18 protein-coding genes are annotated in these 18,709 nt (G+C 70.0%); 11 read left to right on the forward strand and 7 right to left on the reverse strand.

Annotation, left to right across the window (positions count from 1 at the left end; all coding sequences use genetic code 11):
- Positions 1-186: 186 nt before the first annotated feature.
- The 7 genes from ACZ34W_RS03215 to ACZ34W_RS03245 all read right to left on the reverse strand — a co-directional run bounded on the left by ACZ34W_RS03215 (position 187) and on the right by ACZ34W_RS03245 (position 10,173).
- Positions 187-1,551 carry an FAD-binding oxidoreductase gene (locus ACZ34W_RS03215; protein ID WP_465601263.1) on the reverse strand — a complete coding sequence of 455 codons (1,365 nt, stop codon included), beginning with the start codon at positions 1,549-1,551 and terminating at the stop codon, positions 187-189.
- A gap of 225 nt (positions 1,552-1,776) precedes the next feature.
- The gene (locus ACZ34W_RS03220) at positions 1,777-3,144 is read right to left on the reverse strand and encodes an MFS transporter (protein ID WP_465601266.1); all 1,368 of its coding nucleotides are present in this window, start codon (positions 3,142-3,144) and stop codon (positions 1,777-1,779) included.
- A gap of 80 nt (positions 3,145-3,224) precedes the next feature.
- Positions 3,225-4,055: a MerR family transcriptional regulator gene (locus tag ACZ34W_RS03225; RefSeq protein ID WP_352290461.1), complete on the reverse strand. Its 831-nt coding sequence runs from the start codon at positions 4,053-4,055 to the stop codon at positions 3,225-3,227.
- 114 nt (positions 4,056-4,169) lie between these two features.
- Positions 4,170-5,279: a peptidoglycan-binding protein gene (locus tag ACZ34W_RS03230; protein ID WP_465601270.1), complete on the reverse strand. Its 1,110-nt coding sequence runs from the start codon at positions 5,277-5,279 to the stop codon at positions 4,170-4,172.
- A gap of 362 nt (positions 5,280-5,641) precedes the next feature.
- A complete protein-coding gene (locus ACZ34W_RS03235) occupies positions 5,642-8,464 on the reverse strand; it encodes an NACHT domain-containing protein (RefSeq protein ID WP_465601273.1) in 2,823 nt (940 codons plus the stop codon).
- Between the two features lie 177 nt (positions 8,465-8,641).
- Complete coding sequence (locus ACZ34W_RS03240; protein WP_465601277.1) at positions 8,642-9,328, reverse strand: HAD family hydrolase; 687 nt, start codon at positions 9,326-9,328, stop codon at positions 8,642-8,644.
- The gene (locus ACZ34W_RS03245) at positions 9,325-10,173 is read right to left on the reverse strand and encodes a GntR family transcriptional regulator (RefSeq protein WP_465601280.1); all 849 of its coding nucleotides are present in this window, start codon (positions 10,171-10,173) and stop codon (positions 9,325-9,327) included. Before ACZ34W_RS03245 ends, ACZ34W_RS03240 begins: the two co-directional genes overlap by 4 nt.
- Before the next feature lie 427 nt (positions 10,174-10,600).
- On the opposite strand from ACZ34W_RS03245, the gene ACZ34W_RS03250 reads away from it, so the two are divergent.
- The 11 genes from ACZ34W_RS03250 to ACZ34W_RS03300 all read left to right on the forward strand — a co-directional run bounded on the left by ACZ34W_RS03250 (position 10,601) and on the right by ACZ34W_RS03300 (position 18,705).
- Complete coding sequence (locus ACZ34W_RS03250) at positions 10,601-10,879, forward strand: hypothetical protein (protein ID WP_465601283.1); 279 nt, start codon at positions 10,601-10,603, stop codon at positions 10,877-10,879.
- Positions 10,880-10,970: 91 nt separating this feature from the next.
- Positions 10,971-11,972 carry a DUF2637 domain-containing protein gene (locus ACZ34W_RS03255; protein WP_465601286.1) on the forward strand — a complete coding sequence of 334 codons (1,002 nt, stop codon included), beginning with the start codon at positions 10,971-10,973 and terminating at the stop codon, positions 11,970-11,972.
- Positions 11,969-12,145, forward strand: coding sequence for a hypothetical protein (locus ACZ34W_RS03260; protein ID WP_465601289.1), 177 nt, complete (start codon positions 11,969-11,971; stop codon positions 12,143-12,145). The genes ACZ34W_RS03255 and ACZ34W_RS03260 overlap by 4 nt, the downstream gene beginning before the upstream one ends.
- Complete coding sequence (locus ACZ34W_RS03265) at positions 12,142-12,378, forward strand: hypothetical protein (protein WP_387882296.1); 237 nt, start codon at positions 12,142-12,144, stop codon at positions 12,376-12,378. The genes ACZ34W_RS03260 and ACZ34W_RS03265 overlap by 4 nt, the downstream gene beginning before the upstream one ends.
- A complete protein-coding gene (locus tag ACZ34W_RS03270) occupies positions 12,378-12,548 on the forward strand; it encodes a hypothetical protein (protein ID WP_465601292.1) in 171 nt (56 codons plus the stop codon). Before ACZ34W_RS03265 ends, ACZ34W_RS03270 begins: the two co-directional genes overlap by 1 nt.
- Positions 12,549-12,713: 165 nt before the next feature.
- Entirely contained in the window at positions 12,714-13,805 is a 1,092-nt protein-coding gene (locus ACZ34W_RS03275; protein ID WP_465601295.1) for a hypothetical protein, read from the forward strand.
- Positions 13,806-13,820: 15 nt separating this feature from the next.
- Complete coding sequence (locus ACZ34W_RS03280) at positions 13,821-14,228, forward strand: hypothetical protein (RefSeq protein ID WP_030393886.1); 408 nt, start codon at positions 13,821-13,823, stop codon at positions 14,226-14,228.
- A 5-nt stretch (positions 14,229-14,233) separates the two neighbouring features.
- Positions 14,234-15,217 carry a hypothetical protein gene (locus tag ACZ34W_RS03285; protein ID WP_465601298.1) on the forward strand — a complete coding sequence of 328 codons (984 nt, stop codon included), beginning with the start codon at positions 14,234-14,236 and terminating at the stop codon, positions 15,215-15,217.
- A 526-nt stretch (positions 15,218-15,743) separates the two neighbouring features.
- A complete protein-coding gene (locus tag ACZ34W_RS03290; protein ID WP_465601301.1) occupies positions 15,744-16,187 on the forward strand; it encodes a hypothetical protein in 444 nt (147 codons plus the stop codon).
- Positions 16,188-16,266: 79 nt separating this feature from the next.
- On the forward strand, positions 16,267-18,249 hold the full coding sequence (locus tag ACZ34W_RS03295) for a YfjI family protein (protein WP_465601304.1): 1,983 nt from the start codon (positions 16,267-16,269) through the stop codon (positions 18,247-18,249).
- A 261-nt stretch (positions 18,250-18,510) separates the two neighbouring features.
- Positions 18,511-18,705, forward strand: a complete 195-nt coding sequence (locus ACZ34W_RS03300) for a helix-turn-helix transcriptional regulator (protein WP_465601307.1) — start codon at positions 18,511-18,513, stop codon at positions 18,703-18,705.
- Positions 18,706-18,709: the final 4 nt, after the last annotated feature.

Genomic DNA, 18,709 nt, shown 5'->3' on the forward strand with positions numbered 1-18,709 from the left:
GCGCGGGGAGCACACGAAGAACCAGGCGCACCACCCTGGCGCACGACATAGGCGAACGCGCCCCCTTTGCGGAGAGCCACTCGACCTTGTCGATACATCCAGCCATCCTGCGACTATTCCACCATCCTACTTAGCCCAGGGGAATGCGGCGGCCGAGGGCCCTGGAAAGACGCTCAGGGTTGATTATCAGACCGCCTTGCCGGGGTTGAGGATGCCCAGCGGATCGAAGACCGCCTTCAGCTGCTGCTGCAGTTCCAGCGCCACCGGCCCCAGCTCGCGTGCCAGCCACTCCCGCTTCAGCAGCCCGACCCCGTGCTCCCCGGTGATCGTGCCGCCCAACTCCAGCCCCAGCGCCATGATCTCGTCGAAGGAACGCTGCGCCCGGGCCGACTCCTCCGGATCGTCCGCGTCGAAGATGACGATCGGATGGGTGTTGCCGTCGCCCGCGTGGCTGACCACCCCGATGGTCAGCGCGTGCCGCTCGGCGATCGCGGCGACGCCGTTCAGCATCTCGGCCAGCCGCGAGCGCGGCACCGCCACGTCGTCGATCATCGTGGTCCCCAGCCGGTCCATCGCGGGCAGGGCCAGCCGGCGTGCCTGCAGCAGCAGTTCGGACTCCGCCTGGTCCTCGGCCGGCACCACCTCTGTCGCGCCCGCCGCCCGGCAGATCCCGCCCACCACCGCGAGCTCGGCCGCCGGGTCCGGCCCGTCGAAGGCCACCAGCAGCAGGGCCTGGGTCGACTCCGGCAGCCCCATCTGCCCCAGCTCGTTGACCGCCCGCACGGAGACCGTGTCCATCAGCTCCATCAGCGACGGCGTGAGACCGCGCGCCATCACCTCGCAGACCGCCGCGCCCGCCGTGTCCGCGTTCGGGAACTCCGCGGCCAGCGCCAACTGCGGTGCCGGAGCGGGCCGCAACGCCACCACGGCGCCCACCACCACGCCCAGCGTGCCCTCCGAACCGACCAGCAGCCTGGTCAGGTCGTAGCCCGCCACCCCCTTGGCCGTCCGACGACCGGTGGACAGCAGCCGCCCGTCCGCCAGCACCACGTCGAGGCCCAGCACGTACTCACTGGTGACGCCGTACTTGACGCAGCAGAGCCCGCCCGCGCCGGTGCCGATGTTGCCCCCGATGGTGCAGGACTCCCAGCTGGACGGGTCCGGCGGGTAGGCCAGCCCCACCTCTCCGGCCGCCCTGGACAGTTCCGCGTTCACCACGCCCGGCTCCACCACCGCGATCCGGTTCACCGGATCGACCTCCAGGATGCGGTTCATCTTCACCATCGACAGCACGATGCAGCCGTCCACCGCGTTGGCCGCGCCGGAGAGCCCGGTCCGGGCGCCCTGCGGCACCACCGGTACGCGCAGCTCGGTGGCGGTCCGCAGGACGTGCTGCACCTGCTCGACCGTCTCCGGGAAGACCACCACGGCGGGGTTGCCGGCCGCGCAGAAGCCCGCCATGTCGTGGCTGTAGGCGGCCATCACGTCCGGGTCCACCACCAGGGCCCCACCCGGGAGTCCCGTCGCCAGTCGGTCCGTCAGATCACTCATCGCCGCCTCCGATCGCCGTCCGGCACACGCTGCCCCGGCCTCACGCCGCCGGTCGTACGCGGTCGCGCCGCACGCCGCCGAGTCGTGGGAGATCGAGCCGTACGCCGCCCATCGCCTCTGCCCGCACTCTGCCCCGCCACCGCACGACCGGCAAGTACGCCGCTCCGGCCCTCCCCTGTCCGGTTCTCGGCCCTCGGTCCACGAAGCGACGGCGCGGGCCGCGGCTCAGACCCGGCGCAGTGCGGGGGACGCCCAGGCCGCCAGCCCCGCCCCGCCGGCGGCGAGCGCGCAGAGCGTCGTCGGCCACCTGGCGCCGGCCACCTCGGCGAGGAGACCGAGCAGTCCGGTGGACAGCACCAGCGCCGCACTCTGGACCAGCGTCAACAGGGCCTGGACCCGACCGAGATGGCCGACCGGGGCACCGCGGAGCACCAGCGGTCCGAGGTGGCAGGCGAACAGCCCCGACCCCGCCCCGGCCAGCACGCTGCCCGCCACCGCCGTGGCCGGTGCGGACGCCCAGGCCAGCACCGCGGTCCCCACCGAGGCCACGCAGAGCCCGGCCGCCGCCCCGGCTCCTGCCCTGCGCAGGCCGCCCCGCCAGGAGACCAGCCCCGCCACCGCGAGCACGCCGGCCCCCTGTCCACCGGCGGACAGCCCGGCCGACCAGGCGCCCCAGCCGTGGGCCCGGGCGAGCAGCGGCGCGAGGAGCGGGACCACCGGCAGCAGCGCCCCGGCCGCGGCGCCGGTGAGCAGCAGCGCGGCGCGCAGCAGCGGATCCGCCAGGGCCAGCCGGACCCCGGCCGCCGCCTCGCGCAGCAGCCCCGGCTCGGACGGTCCGCGCCCCGCCGCCTCCCGGTCGGTCGGCCGCGCCGCCGCCGGCTCCACCGGCCGGATCCTCAGCAGCACCAGGAGGAGCACCCCGAAACTCGCCGCGTCCACCAGGGCCGCCCCCGGCAGGCCGCCCGCCGCGACCAGGACACCGCCGAGCGGTGCGCCCAGCAGGGCGGCGGTCTGCCCGCCGGCCTGCCGCAGCGCGAGGGCCCGCGGCAGCTGCGCCGCGCCCACCAGACGGCAGGGCATCGATCCGCTCGCCGGGAGGTAGAACGCGTCGACGGTGCCGATCACGGCAGCCGCCAGGAGCAGCAGCCGGAGCGGCGTGCCCCAGACAGCCGCGGCGGCCGCGAGGGCCAGGGCGGCGACCAGCATCACCGCGTCCCCGGCGAGCATCACCCGGCGGGCACCGAACCGGTCCGCCACCGCGCCGCCCAGCAGGACCAGGACGGTGCGGGGCAGCGTGATCGCGGTCAGCACCAGACCTGCCGCGCCCCCGCCGTGCGCGGAGGCCGCCCAGCCCAGGGCGAGGTACAGCGCGGCGTCGCCGAGCAGACCGGCCTGGGTGCCGACCAGCCAGAGCAGGTACGGGCCCGGGAGCGCGGCCCGGGCGGGAGGGCCGGCGGGCCTGGTGCCGGTGTACGTCGCGGGAGGGCCGGCGGGCCTGGTGCCGGTGTACGTCGCGGGTGGGTCGGCGGGCGTGGTGCCGGTGTCGGTGGCAGTGGCCGCCGACCGTAGAGGCCTCGACCAGGTCGAGGGCAAGGCCGCCGACGGCCCCGCCGCGCCCGCTCCCGCGCCTGCTCCCCTCCCCTCCCGTCCCCTCCCCTTTCCTCCTCGCCTGACTACAGGCGGACGACCGGCTCCTGGAACTCCGTCACCCAGTCCGCCGGCGCGTCCGGACACTCCAGGTACAGCTCCCGCGCGTAGCCCGTGGAGCGGTAGCCGTTCTCGTCGATGAACCGGGCCAGCGTCTGGAAGGCGCCCAGCGCGTCGTCCATCGACCCCCGGTGCACGATGGTCGCCGCCTCCGGGATCTCCGGCAGGTCGACCACCTCGAAGCCGTGCTCCGCAGCGCCGGAGACCGTCGCCCCGACCGGCACCGCCACCCGGATCAGCACCGCGCCGTCCCCCTCCGGGATGTCCTCGTAGCGGGCCACGGACGGCCCGGCCTCCGCCACCCCGGCCTCCGCCAGCCGTCGGCAGAGCTCCTGGAACAGCGGCCCGATCACCGGTCCGATGTCCTCCGGCTCGTAGCCGGCCGCGACGGCGGTCAGCTCCGCCACCCGGACCGACGGCACCCGCTTCACCACGACATCCTGTGCAGGCATGGTTCCCTCGCTCTCGATCGTCCGGAGCCTCGCCTCGACCCGGGCCAGCCGCTGGGCGTCCGCCGCCATCGCGGCGGCCAGTTCGGCCTGCCGCAGCCGCAGCATCCCGCGCAGCTCGGCCGCGTCCACCCGCTCGTCCAGGACGGCCCGCACCTGCTGCAGGGTGAAGCCGAGGTCCTTGAGGGCGATGACGCGGTTGAGCCGGGCGAGCTGGGCGGCCTCGTAGGAGCGGTAGCCGCTGACCGGGTCGACCCGGGCCGGGTGCAGCAGCCCGATCGCGTCGTAGTGGCGCAGCATCCGGACCGACACCCGGCCGTGCTTGGCGAAGTCTCCGATGTTGAACATGATGCCTCCAGTGCAGAGCCTCACACCGTGTCATGGTCAAGCACCGGCGCTCACGGCCGGGTCGGGCGCCCCGACCCGGCCGTCCGTCCGTCCGCGCTTCCGTCCGTCCGCCCGTCAGTCCGTCACGTCGAACCCCCGCCGCTGCCCCAGCTCCCGCAGACTCCGCTGACCGGGGATGCCGTTGGCGTCCGAGCCCGCGTAGCCGAGGCTGCGCTGGAAGGCCGCGTACGCCTGCACCGTCGTACTGCCCAGCGAGCCGTCCACCCAGCGCTGCTCCAGGAACCCCTCGTCGACCAGCGCCTGTTCGACGATCCGGACCTCGCCGCCGTAGGTCTGGTGGCCCTGCTCGGCGCCCGGGTCGGTCCGGGCCGCCGCGACGACGTGGGCCAGCGAGACGCGGCGCGGCGAGGGCAGCCGGCCGAGCAGCCGGCGCAGCGACTGCTCGCCCGGGACGCCGTCCGCGTCACTGCCCGAGTACCCCAGACTGCGCTGGTAGTCCTGGTAGTTGAGGGTGTCGGCGTCCCGCCAGTCCTCGTCCGGACCGGCCGTGTAGTGCGCACCGTGCCCGGCCGCCACCAGCGCCTCGCCCACCTCGCGGACCTGCGGCCCGTGCGCGCCGTAGCCGTACTCCACGCCGTTGATCGTCACCCGCCGGCGGACCGGCGCGGTGTCGGACCGGGGCGGCGGCAACGGACCGCCGCCCGTGGCGGCGGCGATGCCGGGCAGCACGACGTCGTAGAACTGCCGTACCCGGGCGTCCCCGGGGCACGACGTACCGCCGTCCGACCACTCCGGGAAGAGCCGGTGGAAGCCGAAGCCCGGGTCGTTCGCGCTCCGGCAGGCCCGCACCGGGATCCCGTGCCGCCCGTGCAGCCAGACGCCGAGCGCGACGAGGGCGGCGACCTGCGCGTCCGTCCACGGATCGGTGTTCTGGTCGTTGCTGGCCGACTCGACGCTCACCGCCCCCGTGCCGTCCGCCCTGCGGTTCGCCCCCATGTTGGCGTCCGCCCGGGTCTCCGTCCCGATGAACTGGCCCACACTGCCGTCGTATCCGACCCCGAAGTGCGACTCCAGATTGGTCGAGTCCCGCCAGTACTCGTAGATTCGGCGCGGCGCCCACGGCGCCGCGATGCTGTGGAAGATCACCTGCGTCGGCACGATCGCCGGCTGGTCGTCCGACTCGGGCTGAAGCTCCAGCTTCTCAGCGCCGGGGTACCAGGCCATCAGTCTCTCCTCGCCGGGCCCAGGGCAGTCCGCCCCTTACGCCCGACACACGAACCCCTCACCCCCTCACGAGCACACCCCCACCCCAAACCCCCCGTTCAGGTGAATTCCACCCCCGGAAACGCAGAAGGCGGGTGCCGACTCGACGTCGGCACCCGCCCTGAGCAGGTGGTTCTCCAACCAGCGGAGAGCGTGGGATTCGAACCCACGGTGCGGGGTCACCGCACGACAGTTTTCAAGAGCACGCAGGCCGGTGACGGCCTAGCACTAGCTACCTGGCCCCGGGGTACCGGCCAGGCGGTCGGCCAGGCGACTCGTTCCACACATGTTCCACCAACGGCGTGGCCCGGAGCCCCATGTACCTAGTCCGTCTCAGGCTGAAGCAGCCTGACTCTTCCCTGACACCAACGGGGGAACCAGCGGGGAACTGATCCTGATTCAGACATCAGAGCCAGTTCCGCTCTAGTAAACGAGCCTGGATCGTACTCCGTGGCAGGCATCCCAGGACCATTCACATTCGTGGCGATAGCCCGCCTAAACCATTCGATTCCAAATACTCCATCGATCGACTCGTGAAATTCATGAAGGCTGGGAAATGATGACTCGAAAAGAGCACAACTGACCCAGAGGAGGACTTCTGAAATCTCGCTAAAGTCTGACCTTCTGGCAATTTCTTCGGCGGATATTCTAGTATTTCTTTGCGCTATTTCAGACAGCGCCTTCGACAGAGACCTCCCATGAGGCAGAATCCCCTTCAAGGCGCCATCAGCGACCAGTCGAGTCAGCAAGCTTCCGGGCTGCTCACCTGATACAGGCCAGAGTCTGCGCTCAAGCTCCAGAAGAGCCGGGCCGGCAGCGACCTTGTCGAAGGCGATGACGTGGAACAGCCAATTCAAGTTCCCTCTAAATGAAGGGATCTCAATGATTCCAGAATCAATAGCAAAGGAAAGTAGGGCCTTGTCAGATCGACCCGTGATCTCCACAGTTCGCGCCAGAGCAGGAGCTTCAATCGCCCACACTGGGTCAAACATGAGGGTCTCACCACGAAGGTAGAACCTAGCCCATCTCTCCAGTGCCAGGAGAGCCCAGGCGGGCTCTGACAGCAGTCGTCTCAATACATACTGTCGCGGGTCTCGATATAGGTCGAAGAGCGCAGTCGAGGTTTCACGAGTCAGATCGGCAGACTTATCGGCCCAATGGGAGAATAGGGGCGCTATTACCTTCTCGGTCGTAAAGCTTGGAACCGGAGCGGCATTCAGAATTCTCAAACAGAGCGAGAGATGCCTATCTGCATTGACTCTCCCCAGCCCTTGGGCGCGGTACATGAGGCCATCAATTACATCCCGTGCACCATTATCCCACTTCTCGTCGGCCGACTGGTATATCACGTCGGCAAGTACTGAACTCGTGTCCCTTTCGTAAGCCTTAGCAACTTCATCCACGATCTCGTCTATGGAACGAGCCCGTCGAACAATAGCCTCTGCGGCAAAATATTCCATAAATGTTCTGTGCGTAAAGCTGAAGAGCCGCTCACCGCGATCGTCGGTACCCTGGTACGAAAGGAGCCATGCTCTGCCGGCGCAGAAGTCTAGGAAGTTCTGCGCGCGCCGGTTGGCCTCTACTGACTCTACAGATGATGTACTCGTAAAGAACTCGGCTATGATTTTGACAAGCTGAATCTCCTGAACCCCACTCTGAGCTTTCTGGCTCTTGTAGAAGAAGTGGGCCAGATCCTGCATCAGTCGCGTGCCGTGGCTTCGATGATCGGTGGGTTGCTCGATATGGCGCATAGAGTCCCAGCGCTGGAATAGCATCTCGGCACATTCACGGTAGACACCCAAACGGTTTCTTGGAATATGCCCGCGCGCCTTATAGAGGGCGCAGAGGAGAGAAAGCATCAAGGGGTTAACACGCACATCGGGAACTGTCTCAGTCTCCCTGATGAAGGTGTCAACTTCCTCCAAGCCTCGATCTACTGCCAGAAACCACTTCTTGGCATACTCGGCAACCTGCTCTTCCGAGAAGTCATCAAGCTCAAGGACTCGAAATTCTCTGGGCTTGAATGGCGCCTTTTCATATCCGACCCGACGGGCGGTGATCAGGATTGGGGCAATCGGATACCGGCTAGCAAACGACTCAATCGCCTTGACGAAATTTTGCCGAGCCGCAATGTCGATGATCTCATCGATTCCATCGAATATGACGAAGGCGCGACCGGCAGTAATGAGGTCACTCAAGATGTCATGGGATGCGTCCAGTTGAAGCTTATCCCGTAGATTCTTTGCTATCGCCTCAAGGATGAAGGCGCCTTCTTGTCCAGCGGCATCCTTGCAACTTACTATAAGGGCTGCAAAGCACGAGGGCTCTTCATCGATACTAGACTCAGAGAGGCCATGAACCAGGTGCCTGGTCATAGTACTCTTACCGACGCCGGGATTACCAATTACGACACATCGCGGGCGCCCTGTAGGTTTCGCGAGAAAACCATCGCTGAGCACATCATCAGTATTCTGCACTCGCATATTGCGCGATACATATAGCGCGCCATGGTCGAATCGGAAATTGTCAACCGTCTGGAGAGTGTGCATCAGGTTCAGCTCTGAATAGTAATCTCGCGAGAGATCCCTGACATCATGAAGGAGATCTCTCATCCGAGCAAACCGATCGGAATCTCCGAGAATGCTGACGATGTCCCTGAATGCGGCGTTTGCGGGCCTTGATCGCCCGGATATCTTTCGAGAGCTTCCAATGTATGCGGAGATCGCCTCGTAGTCTTCTCTACTCATCAACGCAGAGATTTCCTGCACCGGGAACGCGCTTTGAGCGTACGCGACTACCAGGTTCCAGATTTCGCCAGCCAGGTCTTGCCAATTGAATCCTTGCTCCAGGCAAAATATCTCTGCCTGGGCGCAGAATGCCTCACTGTACTCATCGGCAATGTCGACGAATGACTCTTCATCTCTCAGGCCAAATCTAGTGATTAGCATAAACTGGACGAGCGCAGTCGTTTCAGGCCTCTCAACGAAGGCGCTGATTTGCTGAACCTGATCTTGAGTCAGAATCGTGAGGGTTTCACCAGTGGCGCCCTTTAGTTCGAGTCCGCCACTCTGGTCTATCTCCTCAGACCAGACGGGGCGAATCTCCCGCACGCCCTTCGAAGATCTCTGGACGGCAGCAGCGGCCACCCGGCCAACTGCTCCGACGACGCTCGCAGTCGCAATTTCCAATGCGCACCACCCGAATTGTCATGTTCACTGGTGGCTGTGGTGGTGACCCCGGCGGGCATGGCCACTCTCCAAGCTTGAGCCTAGACTGCACCACCGCGCAACGTCCCCGCACACACTTTGGGTAACAAGGTGGCGTCAGCTCTGGCTGTCCATCGCGTCGGCGATGAGCTGCATCGAGTCGACCACCACGATCGCTCCTGCCGTGGCCAGCCTGACCGCCTTTCCAGGCTTGTTGGCATACCCGATCGTCGGCACGCCTGCAGCATCCCCAGCCTCCACATCCCGGGCGGCGTCTCCAATGAACACGCAGTCCGTCGGCTTGGCACCCACAGCCTCCATGGCCTCCTTCAGAAGCTGCGGGTTCGGCTTCATGGATGACGGGTCCCCGGGAGTGCGCCCAAAGACCCCGGTCACGTGGCCTCTCAACCCGTGGGCCGAAAGATACGTCTCGATCGCCACGCCCGCGTTGTTGCTCACCACCGAGACGGAGCGGCCAGAACGCATGCAGGCCAGCAGAACCGATTCGCCACCAGGGCTCGGCTTGCCGATCTGAACAGCCTCCACCTCCAACGTCGCCAGTGCCGCGTCAACGCTTACGGTGAGGTCTGGACGGGCCTCTGAGATCAGGCGAAGCAGCGCAAGCGGGTCCGTCTCGGTCGCGGCTCCGGCCGGCGCCTGCTCACCTAGGCCCACGCGGAGTCTGTGCGCTACCTCCGGGGCGGGCAGGCCAGCAAAAACCGAGCACACCGGGCCGTCGAAGTCGAGAAGGACGTGTTTCACTGGCCGGAGCACCTCAGCGAGCAACTGCCGGGCGGCGTTCATGGCTGACGCTCGTAGGCGATGGTGGCCCACACGCTGTCGAACCACCTCTGGGCCTGCTGGACGTACTGCGAGCCGAGCGATGCGTCATCCGGGCCGGCGGCGTGGTGGAACAGCGTCGTGTCTTTGCCAGTCACGTCGTAGAAGGTGCGCGCCGTGCCATCAATCGGCACCGTGCGCTCGCGCAAGGGATAGAAGCCGAAGAACGCCTCTGCCCGGTTCAAGATGTAGAGCTTGAACAGGCTGGACGCTCGATGCACCTTCACCTCGACGGTGGCCGACTGGACGAGTCCCAGCTCGGCCAGCATCTCCACAGAGTGCGCGATGCCGCCGGCGTTGGTGAGCGCGATGTTCCGGGCGCGCTCGCGGAGTGCCTCCTCGTCCTTGAGGCCATCGACCAGCACAGGCACTGCCATGGGCTCCGTGGTGTCCGGCAGCAACAGCCGCACGGCGATGGACTCCGGGGTGAGCCGGCCGGAGCGGACCTTGTCGAGCGGCTCCTGCAGTGCGTTGTGCAGGGTCTCGCTGGAGAAGCCGGCGAAGTCGAGGGTCACCTGCTTCTGCTCGAACGCCGTCTCCAGGTGCGGCCGCAGGCCGACCGGGCGGGACGTGCGCTCTCGGACGAAGGACCCGCTCCCCTGCCGCGTCACGATCAGGCCCTCGGTGCGGAGCAGGTCGAGGGCCTTGTCGACCGTCCCCCGCGCCACGCCGAAGAACTTGGCCAGCTCAGGGCCGGACGGGAGCTTGTCGCCCGTCTCGTAGCCGGGCTTCTTGGTGAGGATCGAGGCCCGCAGATAGCTGCCGACCTGCTGATACGGGGGACGCGAGTCGTCCGGGTCTAGGGCCATGCGCTAATGCTAGGGCAGCCACCCAACACAGGCGAGAAACCCAACTCTCTTGACCTGCCTAAGCAGGTTCTCTATGTTGTGAGTGTCGCACCGAGTGAGACAGGGGTGACACAGAGGGGCCTTCTTTGGGCTGCTCTGACCTGCACGAATGCGCCCGTAGATGGCCGGCCTCCCGCCGTGCCCAGGGCGAAGGGGCCCGGGACAGATCGGGCCGAGGCATCCCGGCGCCTTGTCAGATCGGAGACCTAGATCAAAAGGCCGCGCCCGCCTGCAAGGGCGCAGACCTGCTGGCTGTCCTGGGCAACTGGGGCGGCCAGTGCTGTTGATCGCACGTTGGCCGGGCCTGTGAGAACGGGGCCGCCGCGCCTTCCTTGGCCGGAGCGCGGCAGCCCCTCACGGGCCCACACCCCAGAGAAGAGGTAGGCCCATGAGGCTGATTATCGCGGGCCAGACGGCCGCGGACGAGGACGAGTTCGCCGAGTTGGCGCTCGGCGTGGAGGAGCAGCTGTTCGCCGGGGTCGCCGGCGAGGACGAGATCGAGCGCGCGGCCCGGCTGGACGCGGCGCACGCGATGCTGGCGGACCTGCGCCGGGAGGACCCGGAGCTGGCCGCCTTCGCCGAGCGCCTCCTGCGGTCGGCGCCGGTTCCGTTGCGGCGCCCGGCCGTCATCCGCCGCACCGCGAGCACCTACCGGGCGGCGGCGTGAACGAGAACATGTTCACCGCTTTCACGGTCACCATGAGCGCGCTCACCGGCCGCTCACCGTGGACGGATCGGGGGCCGCGATGAAGGCGGCGATGAGTCCCGCTCAGGTCCGTTCGGCCGAGCGGGCGTTGAGTGTCGGGACGTGGGCGATCACGTTCGGCGCGGTCCTCTACAGCGTGCTCACGGTGACCCCGCTCATGGCCGGCCACACCCCGAAGGGCTGGGAGTGGACAGCGCCGATCCTGCCGCTCGTCGTCGACGCGGCGGTGGTGATCGTGGTGCGCATGGACGCCACGCTCGCCCGCCTGAACGGCGACGGCGGGCGCTGGCCGGTGGTCCTGCGCTGGATGACCGGCCTCATGACAGTGCTGCTCAACGTGGGTCTGTCCGCCCTGGACCGGGATCCGGTCGGGGTGGCGGTCCACGCGGTGGCGCCGCTGCTGCTGATCGTCACGGCCGAGACGTCCCTCGCCTACCGGCGGGCGATCGGCGCCGCGCTGGCCGCCCATGAGGCCGCTGAGCGGGCCGAGCGCGAACAGCGCGAACAGCGGACCGAGGCCCGGCGGCAGGAGGAGCGGGCCGACCGCATCGAGCGCTTCGAAGCCGCCGAGCGAGGCGAGCGCGAGCGCCGTGAGCACGAAGCCCGGCTCGCCCGTGAGCAGCGTGAGCACGACGCGAGCATGGCCCGCGACCAACGCGAGGAGACCGCCCGCCGCGAGACCGCGGCACGCGAGGAGCAGACACGGCAGGAGGCCGCCGAGCGGGCCGACCGCGAGCGCCGTGAGCGCGAGGCGAGCGAGCGTGAGCGCCGTGAGCACGCCGCCCGGGCCGACCGTGAACGCCGTGAGCGGGAAGCCGCCGAGCGCACCCGCGCCGAGCTGCTGTCCGGCGGCCCAGCCGCCGAGCGGCTGCCGGAGGAGCGGGCCCGTGAGGTGGTCAAGGCCGCCGTCGAAGCCGGGCTGCCGCAGCGCCAGGCGGTGGAGCTGACCGGCTGGTCCGTCGGCTGGATCGCCGCCCGCTACAAGGAACACCCCGCCGTCCGGCCCGCCCTGCACGCCGTCCCCACCACGACCGCTGAGGAGCAGGCATCGTGAACAAGTCCGTGTCCGACCCGCAGTTCATCACCTACATGGCCGCCTTCCGGGCCGCCACGGAGCACACCGCCACCTGCGAGCCGTGCCAGGACGGGCAGCCGTGCCCGACTGGCGACCCGATCCACCGCGCCTTCCTCACCGAGAAGGCCGTTTGGGAGGGCGAGCAGAAGTGAAGGCGATCACTTCCCTGCCGCTGGTCGGGACCGTCCGCCGTGACGGCATCGCCTACCGCGTCGCCGACCCCGTGCCGCTGGACGTGGTCAGCGGCCTGATCCGCGAGCCGTGGTGCTCGCGCCTGGTCGTCACTGACGCCAGGAGCGGCGGCGCCTGCCCCGGCGAGTTCACCGCGATGTGCGTGGTCGACGGCGAGCCGTTCGTCCTCGTCGGCCGCATCAGGCAGCGCTGATGTTCGGCCGCGACCCGAAGCCGCCCAAGTCCGGCCAGCAGCGCCGAGCGAAGGCCGTCCGCGAGGCGGACCGCGCCGGGCAGCGCCAGATCGACTCCTACCGCACTAGCCGGTCGACCACTGCCTGGCACCGCGCCGAGTCCCCCCGCGCCTGGTGGCGCTCCTCCTGACCCGCTCCCCGATGCGCGCCCCGCACCCCCCTCGGTGTGCGGGGCGCGCATCCTCTCCGACCTGGGAGTTTCCGTGGGCTACTTGCTGAGCCTGTTTCTCATCCTCCTCGACGCCGCGATCGCTGGCGTCGCCGTCCGCGAGCTGATCCGCCGGGGGTCGAACCGATGACCACCCCGCACAACGGCGACTGGGACGACGACCTGGCCGACATCCTGCAGAGGCTCGTCACCCTCGCCCCTCATACCTCCGCCCCGTCGGCACCGCCCGTTCCGCCGATGCCGTCGACGCCGCCGCCGGTTCCGCCCCAGGCTCCGCCCGCCGCGGCCGGCACCGGGCCGGTGGTCGACGAGTGGTGGCGCAAGTCGGGCCCCGTCGTGCACACCCCGGTCCCGCTCGGCGGCGACCAGCCCGCCGGACGGCCCTCCTTCGAGGACGCCGCGCAGGCGTTCTGGGCCCCGGTCGGCCGGATCCTGTCCGAGCAGGTCCCGACGATCGCCTCGCAGGTCGGGCAGCAGGTCAACTTGCTCCTGACCGAGACCGAGGCCCAGCGCGCGGCCCGCGAGCAGGTCCAGTACGAGACCCTGATCGCCGAGCAGCGCGCCGAGCGCGACGCCCTCTTCGCCGCCGCTGGCGAGAGCGCCGAGCAGCGGGCCGAGCGCCACCGCGTCGAGCAGCTGCTCGCGCCCGGCCGGCACCGTGACGACCTCGTCGGCATGGTCGACCTGCTCGCCGAGCGGATCACCGAGACCCCCGACGAGCGGACCGCCCGCCGTCAGGCCGAACACGAGCTGGACCGGCAGCGGGCCCGCGCCCGGGAGGACGCCGCCCGGGCCGCCGCCGGGGAGACCCCCGAGCAGCGCACCCGCCGCCACCGTCAGCAGCGGCTCGCCGACCAGCGCGAGGCCCGCACCCGGGCCCGCCGCCAGCGCCGCCGCGCCGCCCGCACCGCCGGCCCGTCCGACCGCACCCGCCGCTTCCGCCGCTGGTGCGTGCTCACCGCGATCAGCGCGACCGGCGGCTACACGACCGGTCTGGTGTCGCTGATCGCCCCGGGCGGGCCCTTCGTCGGCCTGCTGGTCGCCGCCTTCGGCTGGGCCCTGGACCTTCAGGTCCGCGACCGGGGCCGCCAGCGCGTCTCCGAGGTCCGCGGCCCCTGGCCGCTGGTGACCCTCGTCGCCCTGCGCGTGCCCGTCGCCTCCGGGCTGGCCGTGGCCGCCGGCATCGACCGCGTCTTCGCCGCCCTCCCCCTCCACTGAGCAAGGAGACACACCATGAGCAGCCTCATCGCACTCGGCACGGGCGGCGCCGCCACCGTCACCACGATGTACCTGTACGTCGGCGTGCGCGGCAAGAACAAGATCAACGTCGCGGACGAGCACGTCCCCTACTGGGCGTTCGGGATCGGTCTGCTGTCGGCCAACGCGGGCACCGCGTTCCAGCAGCTGGCGGGCATCGGCCAGCAGCTGAGCAGCTCTTTCCAGGGGAACGCCGCCCTGGGGGAGTGGCAGACCGGCGCCACCGCGGCCGTCCTGACGATCGCCGTGTTCGGGCTCAAGCCGAAGCCGTGGAAGGACGCGCTGTGCGGTGCCGTCGCCCCGTCCCTGTTCGCCGCCGCCGGCGGACTCTGGGCCCTCCCGGCCAGCATCCTCAGCGGCCTGATCACCTCGTTCATCGGCTGACCGCCATGACCGAGAGGATCTTCCCCACCGAGAAGCTGAGCGCCACCCTGCTCTACCCGGTCACCGGCCTCGCCGCAGGCACGCCTGTCCTCGTCCGCAAGCTGACGGCCCCCCAGCGCGAGCGCCGGGCCGAGGCCGCCGCACTCAAGGCCAAGCGCGACGAGATCACCGCTCAGGCCGCCGAAGCCGCCGAGGCCGCCTTCACCCGCAAGCTCCTCTCGGAGGCGGACCCGGTCAAGCGCGCCGCGATGCTCCAGGCCCGGGAGGTCGCGCAGGTAACGGCGCGCCAAGTCGAGCTGGAGCAGGCCAAGGCCGCCCGCAAGGAGACCCGCAGCAAGCTCGGCGATGCCGCCGGCGCGGCGGCCCTGCTGCTGATCGTCGGCGGACCGCTGGTCTGGTCCCTCGCCCGCCCCTGGATCCAGCCCGGGATCGGCGTTCTCCTCGGGGTCTGGTGGATCGCCGCCCTGATCCACGCTCCCGCCCGCAGTGAGGCCGTCGCGGCCGAGGGCCAGGAGGACCAGGAGCAGCCGGTGCCCGTGGTCGAGGAGGAGCCCGCCGAGGAGGACCTCATCGAGGCTCCCCGGGCGACCGTCCCGACCCCCGTCGAGGCCCACTCCCTGACCGCCTCCCTGACGGCCTCCGGCAGCTCCGTTCTGCTGACCCGGCTGGCCGCCGATCTGGGCGCCGCCCACCCCTCCTGGACGGGCTCCACCAAGGCCGTCCGCGCGCTCCTCTCGCAGGCCCGCGTCCCGGTCCGCGAGGGGGTCCGCACCCCGGACGGCAACGGGCCCGGCGTCCACCACCAGGACGTGCCCCCGCTCCCCTCCCCTCCCGAGATCCCCGTTGTTGCCAACGTTGGCCCAGGTCAGAGTGCCAACACCAACGCCAACAGCGCCCGGGAGTGGTTCACCCGAGAGGGGTTCGTCATGCAGACCGACCCCGACAACCCGGCGCGGACGATCATCGTCGGCCGCACCACCGCCGCCTGAACCACCGGCCTGGTCCAGCAGCGCGGCGCCCGCGCCGAGCGGGAGGCCGACCGGGCCGGCACCGCCTGAAAGAGACCCGAATGACCACCAAGCACAACGACCCGTACGACACCTGGGACGACTGCAGCGACATCGACGGGCCGACCCGCTCCGAGGAGAAGGCGTTCGAGATCGCCCTCGACGTCGCCGACGAACAGCGCCGAGCCGAGGAGGAGCGGGCCGCCGGCCCGCAGCCCGGGGTCACACCGAGACGTGCGAGGGCTGCCACGGCACCGGAGGCGGCTACGAGGACGAGGTCTGGGACGACGACGCCTACGACCTCGTCACCGTCGACCACGACCGCTGCCCCGAGTGCGGCGGCTGTGGCTTCTACGACTGCGACGGCACCTGCGAGACCGACCAGGACTGACCCGGCCCGCCCGGCCGGCCGTGCCGTCCGCACCCCCGCCGCACCCGACGGCCCGGGGGCGCGGGCGGCGCGGGGACCGGACAGACCGGATCCGAACCTCCCTGAAGGGAAAAGCACATGGCCGACCCTCACGCCCTGTACTTCCAGGACGTCCTGACCGCGCTCGGCGCCAACGCCGACCGCACCGAGTCGTTCGCCCAGTACTGCAACGACGACGGCAAGCAGATGCGCGCCGAGATCTTCATCCAGCTCGACAACGACCGCGCCAAGGCCGCCGGCCACCCGCACGGCCTGGGCTTGTTCTGGAACCAGGTCACCGGCTGGCTGTGGATGCGCGGCACCAGCGACGGCCGTCTCTCCAACGAACAGCCCCTGGTCCTCGCCCTGATCGCCACCCCCGCCAGCATCGCCGCCGCCGTCCACGCCCTCCTGACCGATCGGGCCACCGAGCTTCCCCTGCACGGCGAGGACGCCTCGGCGACCGCCTACCCGGCGGTGGAGGACCTGGCTGCCGCGGCCCGGTCCACCGAGGACGACGACCAGGTCCCGCTCGACATCTGACCTCCCACAACCGTTGGGCGGTCCGCGCCCGACGTCTTCCGTGGCTCGGGCCGCCCTGCTCCGCACGAAAGGAGCTTCGTTGAGCACCGAGCCCGCGCACCCGAACGTGATCCCGTTCCGGCCCGAGCCTGCCGAGGTCAAGGCCGCCGAACAGGCCGTCATCGGCGCCGCCCTGCTCGACCCCGTCCAGATCCCCGCGCTCGCCGCCCAGCTCGGCGACCCCGGCGCGTTCTACCACCCCGCGCACGAGACGATCTGGCGCACCATCACCCGTATGGCCGACGGCGGCCGGCCGGTGGATCCGCTGCTGCTGACCGGTGTCCTGCGCGCCCAGGGCGACCTGGCACGGGTCGGCGGGCCCGGCTACCTGCACACCTGCGTCGAGGCCACGCCCACGGCGGCGAACGGCGACTACTACGCGGAGATCGTGCGCGTGGCCGCCGAGCGCCGCCGCATCAACACCGCCACCAGCCGACTCGCCCACCTCGCCGGCGACGACCAGGCCGACCTGGACGACGTGCGCACGGCCGCGCTGGCCGCGCTCGCGGACCTCGCCTCCGGTGAGTCCTGGCTCGACCCGGTCCCGCTCGGCTCCCACGGCGCCCTGCCGACCTTCCCCGTCCACGCCCTCCCGGGGTGGGTCGGCGCGTACGTGGAGGCGGTGGCGGAGTTCACCCAGACGCCGCCCGACATGGCCGCCACCATGGCTCTCGCCGCGCTGTCGACGGCCGCCGGCGGGCGGGTGGGGGTGGAGATCCGGCCCGGCTGGCGCGAGCAGTCGAACCTCTACCTGGTGTGCGCGATGCCGCCGGCCAGCCGAAAGTCCGACGTGTTCGCGTTCATGACCGGCCCGGTCTACCGGGTCGAGGACGAGCTGAAGGCCGAGGCCCGGGCTCGGATCATCGAGGCCGAGACCGCCAAGGAGACCGCGCTGGCCGAGGTCGAGGCTCTCATGGCCAAGGCCCGCAAGAACCCCGACCTCGACCGCGCGCACCTGGTCGCCGAGATCTCCGCCGCCCGGATGCTCGCCGACGACATCACTGTCCCGCCCACCCCCCGGCTGACCCTGTCCGGGGATATCACCCCGGAGGCCGTCAACGGCCAGCTCGCCGTGCACCGCTGCCTGGCCGCGCTCTCCCCCGAGGGCGACCTGTTCGACAGCATCGCCGGCCGCTACAGCAGCAAGCCCAACCTGGGGGTCTTCCTCCAGGCCCACAAGGGCGAACGCCTCCAGGCCGACCGCACTACCCGCGAGCAGCCCACCGTCGACAAGCCCGCGCTCACCATCGGCGTCACCCCCCAGCCCGCCGTCCTCCAGGAACTCGGCGCCGCCCCCGGCGCCCGCGACCGCGGCCTACTCGCCCGCTTCCTCTACTCCCTGCCGCCCTCCAACCTCGGATACCGCAAGATCCGCACCGCACCCATCCCCGCGCCGGTCGCCACCACCTACGACGTCCGCCTCACCGCGCTGCTGCACACCCTGACCGCCCTGGACGAGCCGGTCACCGTAACGATGACCGAGGCCGCCGACCTCGCCGTCGAGAAGCTCCAGGAGAAGTTCGAGGTCCAGCTCCGCCCGGACGAGCCGCTCGCCCACATCAAGGACTGGGCCGGAAAGCTGGTCGGCCACATCGCCCGCATCGCCGTCCTGCTCCACCTCGCCGACCATGTCGCCGGTGACTGGCGCGCGCCCGTCGAGCCGGCCACCGTCGACCGCGCCGCCGAGATCGCCGAGTACTACACCGCCCACACCCTCGCCGTGTTCGACCTCATCGCCGCCGACCCCGCCACCGAGGACGCCCACGCGCTCCTCCAGTGGCTCCAGCGGCCGAAGAAGGACGGCACCCACCGCACCCACATCAAGGCCCACGACGCCGTCGCCAGCAGCCGCCGCTTCAAGAAGGTCGCCGACGTCGAACCCGCCCTGAACCTGCTCGAACAGCACGGCTGGCTCCGCACCGACCAGCCCTCTTCCGGCGGCCAGCGTGGTCGGCCGCCGGCGACTACCTACCGTGTCCACCCGACACTGAGCAGCCCCACGGACGGGGTCGAGGCCCGGTAGCCGTCAGGGGTGTCAGGACAAAGCTCTGACCAGCCGAGACATCGCCGGACTTCCTGTCAGGGACCGTCAGGGGTGTCCGGGGAAAGTCGAGTTCCCCTGATACCCCTCCCTGACAATCCCTGACGCCCTGCCAGGCCCGAGACGCGCAGGTCAGCAAGTTGCCCTGACATCCCTGACGTTCTCGCCCTTCCGTCTCCGCCCACGGGAGGGCAACGCACCGCTCCGCAACCACCATCAGTGACTGCCATTGGAGGCGCCACCATGGCCACGCAGGACCAGAAGCTGAAGCTCGCCGCCGTTCTCGAAGAGCTCGACATGTCCCGCTCCGCCTTCTACCGGATGGTCGCCCGGGGGACGGGACCGCGCCTCCTGAAGCTCCCCAACGGCCAGCTTCGCGTCCGCCGGAGCGCCCTCGACGCCTGGTGGGCCGCGCAGGAGCAGGACGCCGCCGCCTGACGCT

Source organism: Kitasatospora sp. NPDC022856 (assembly GCF_055561235.1).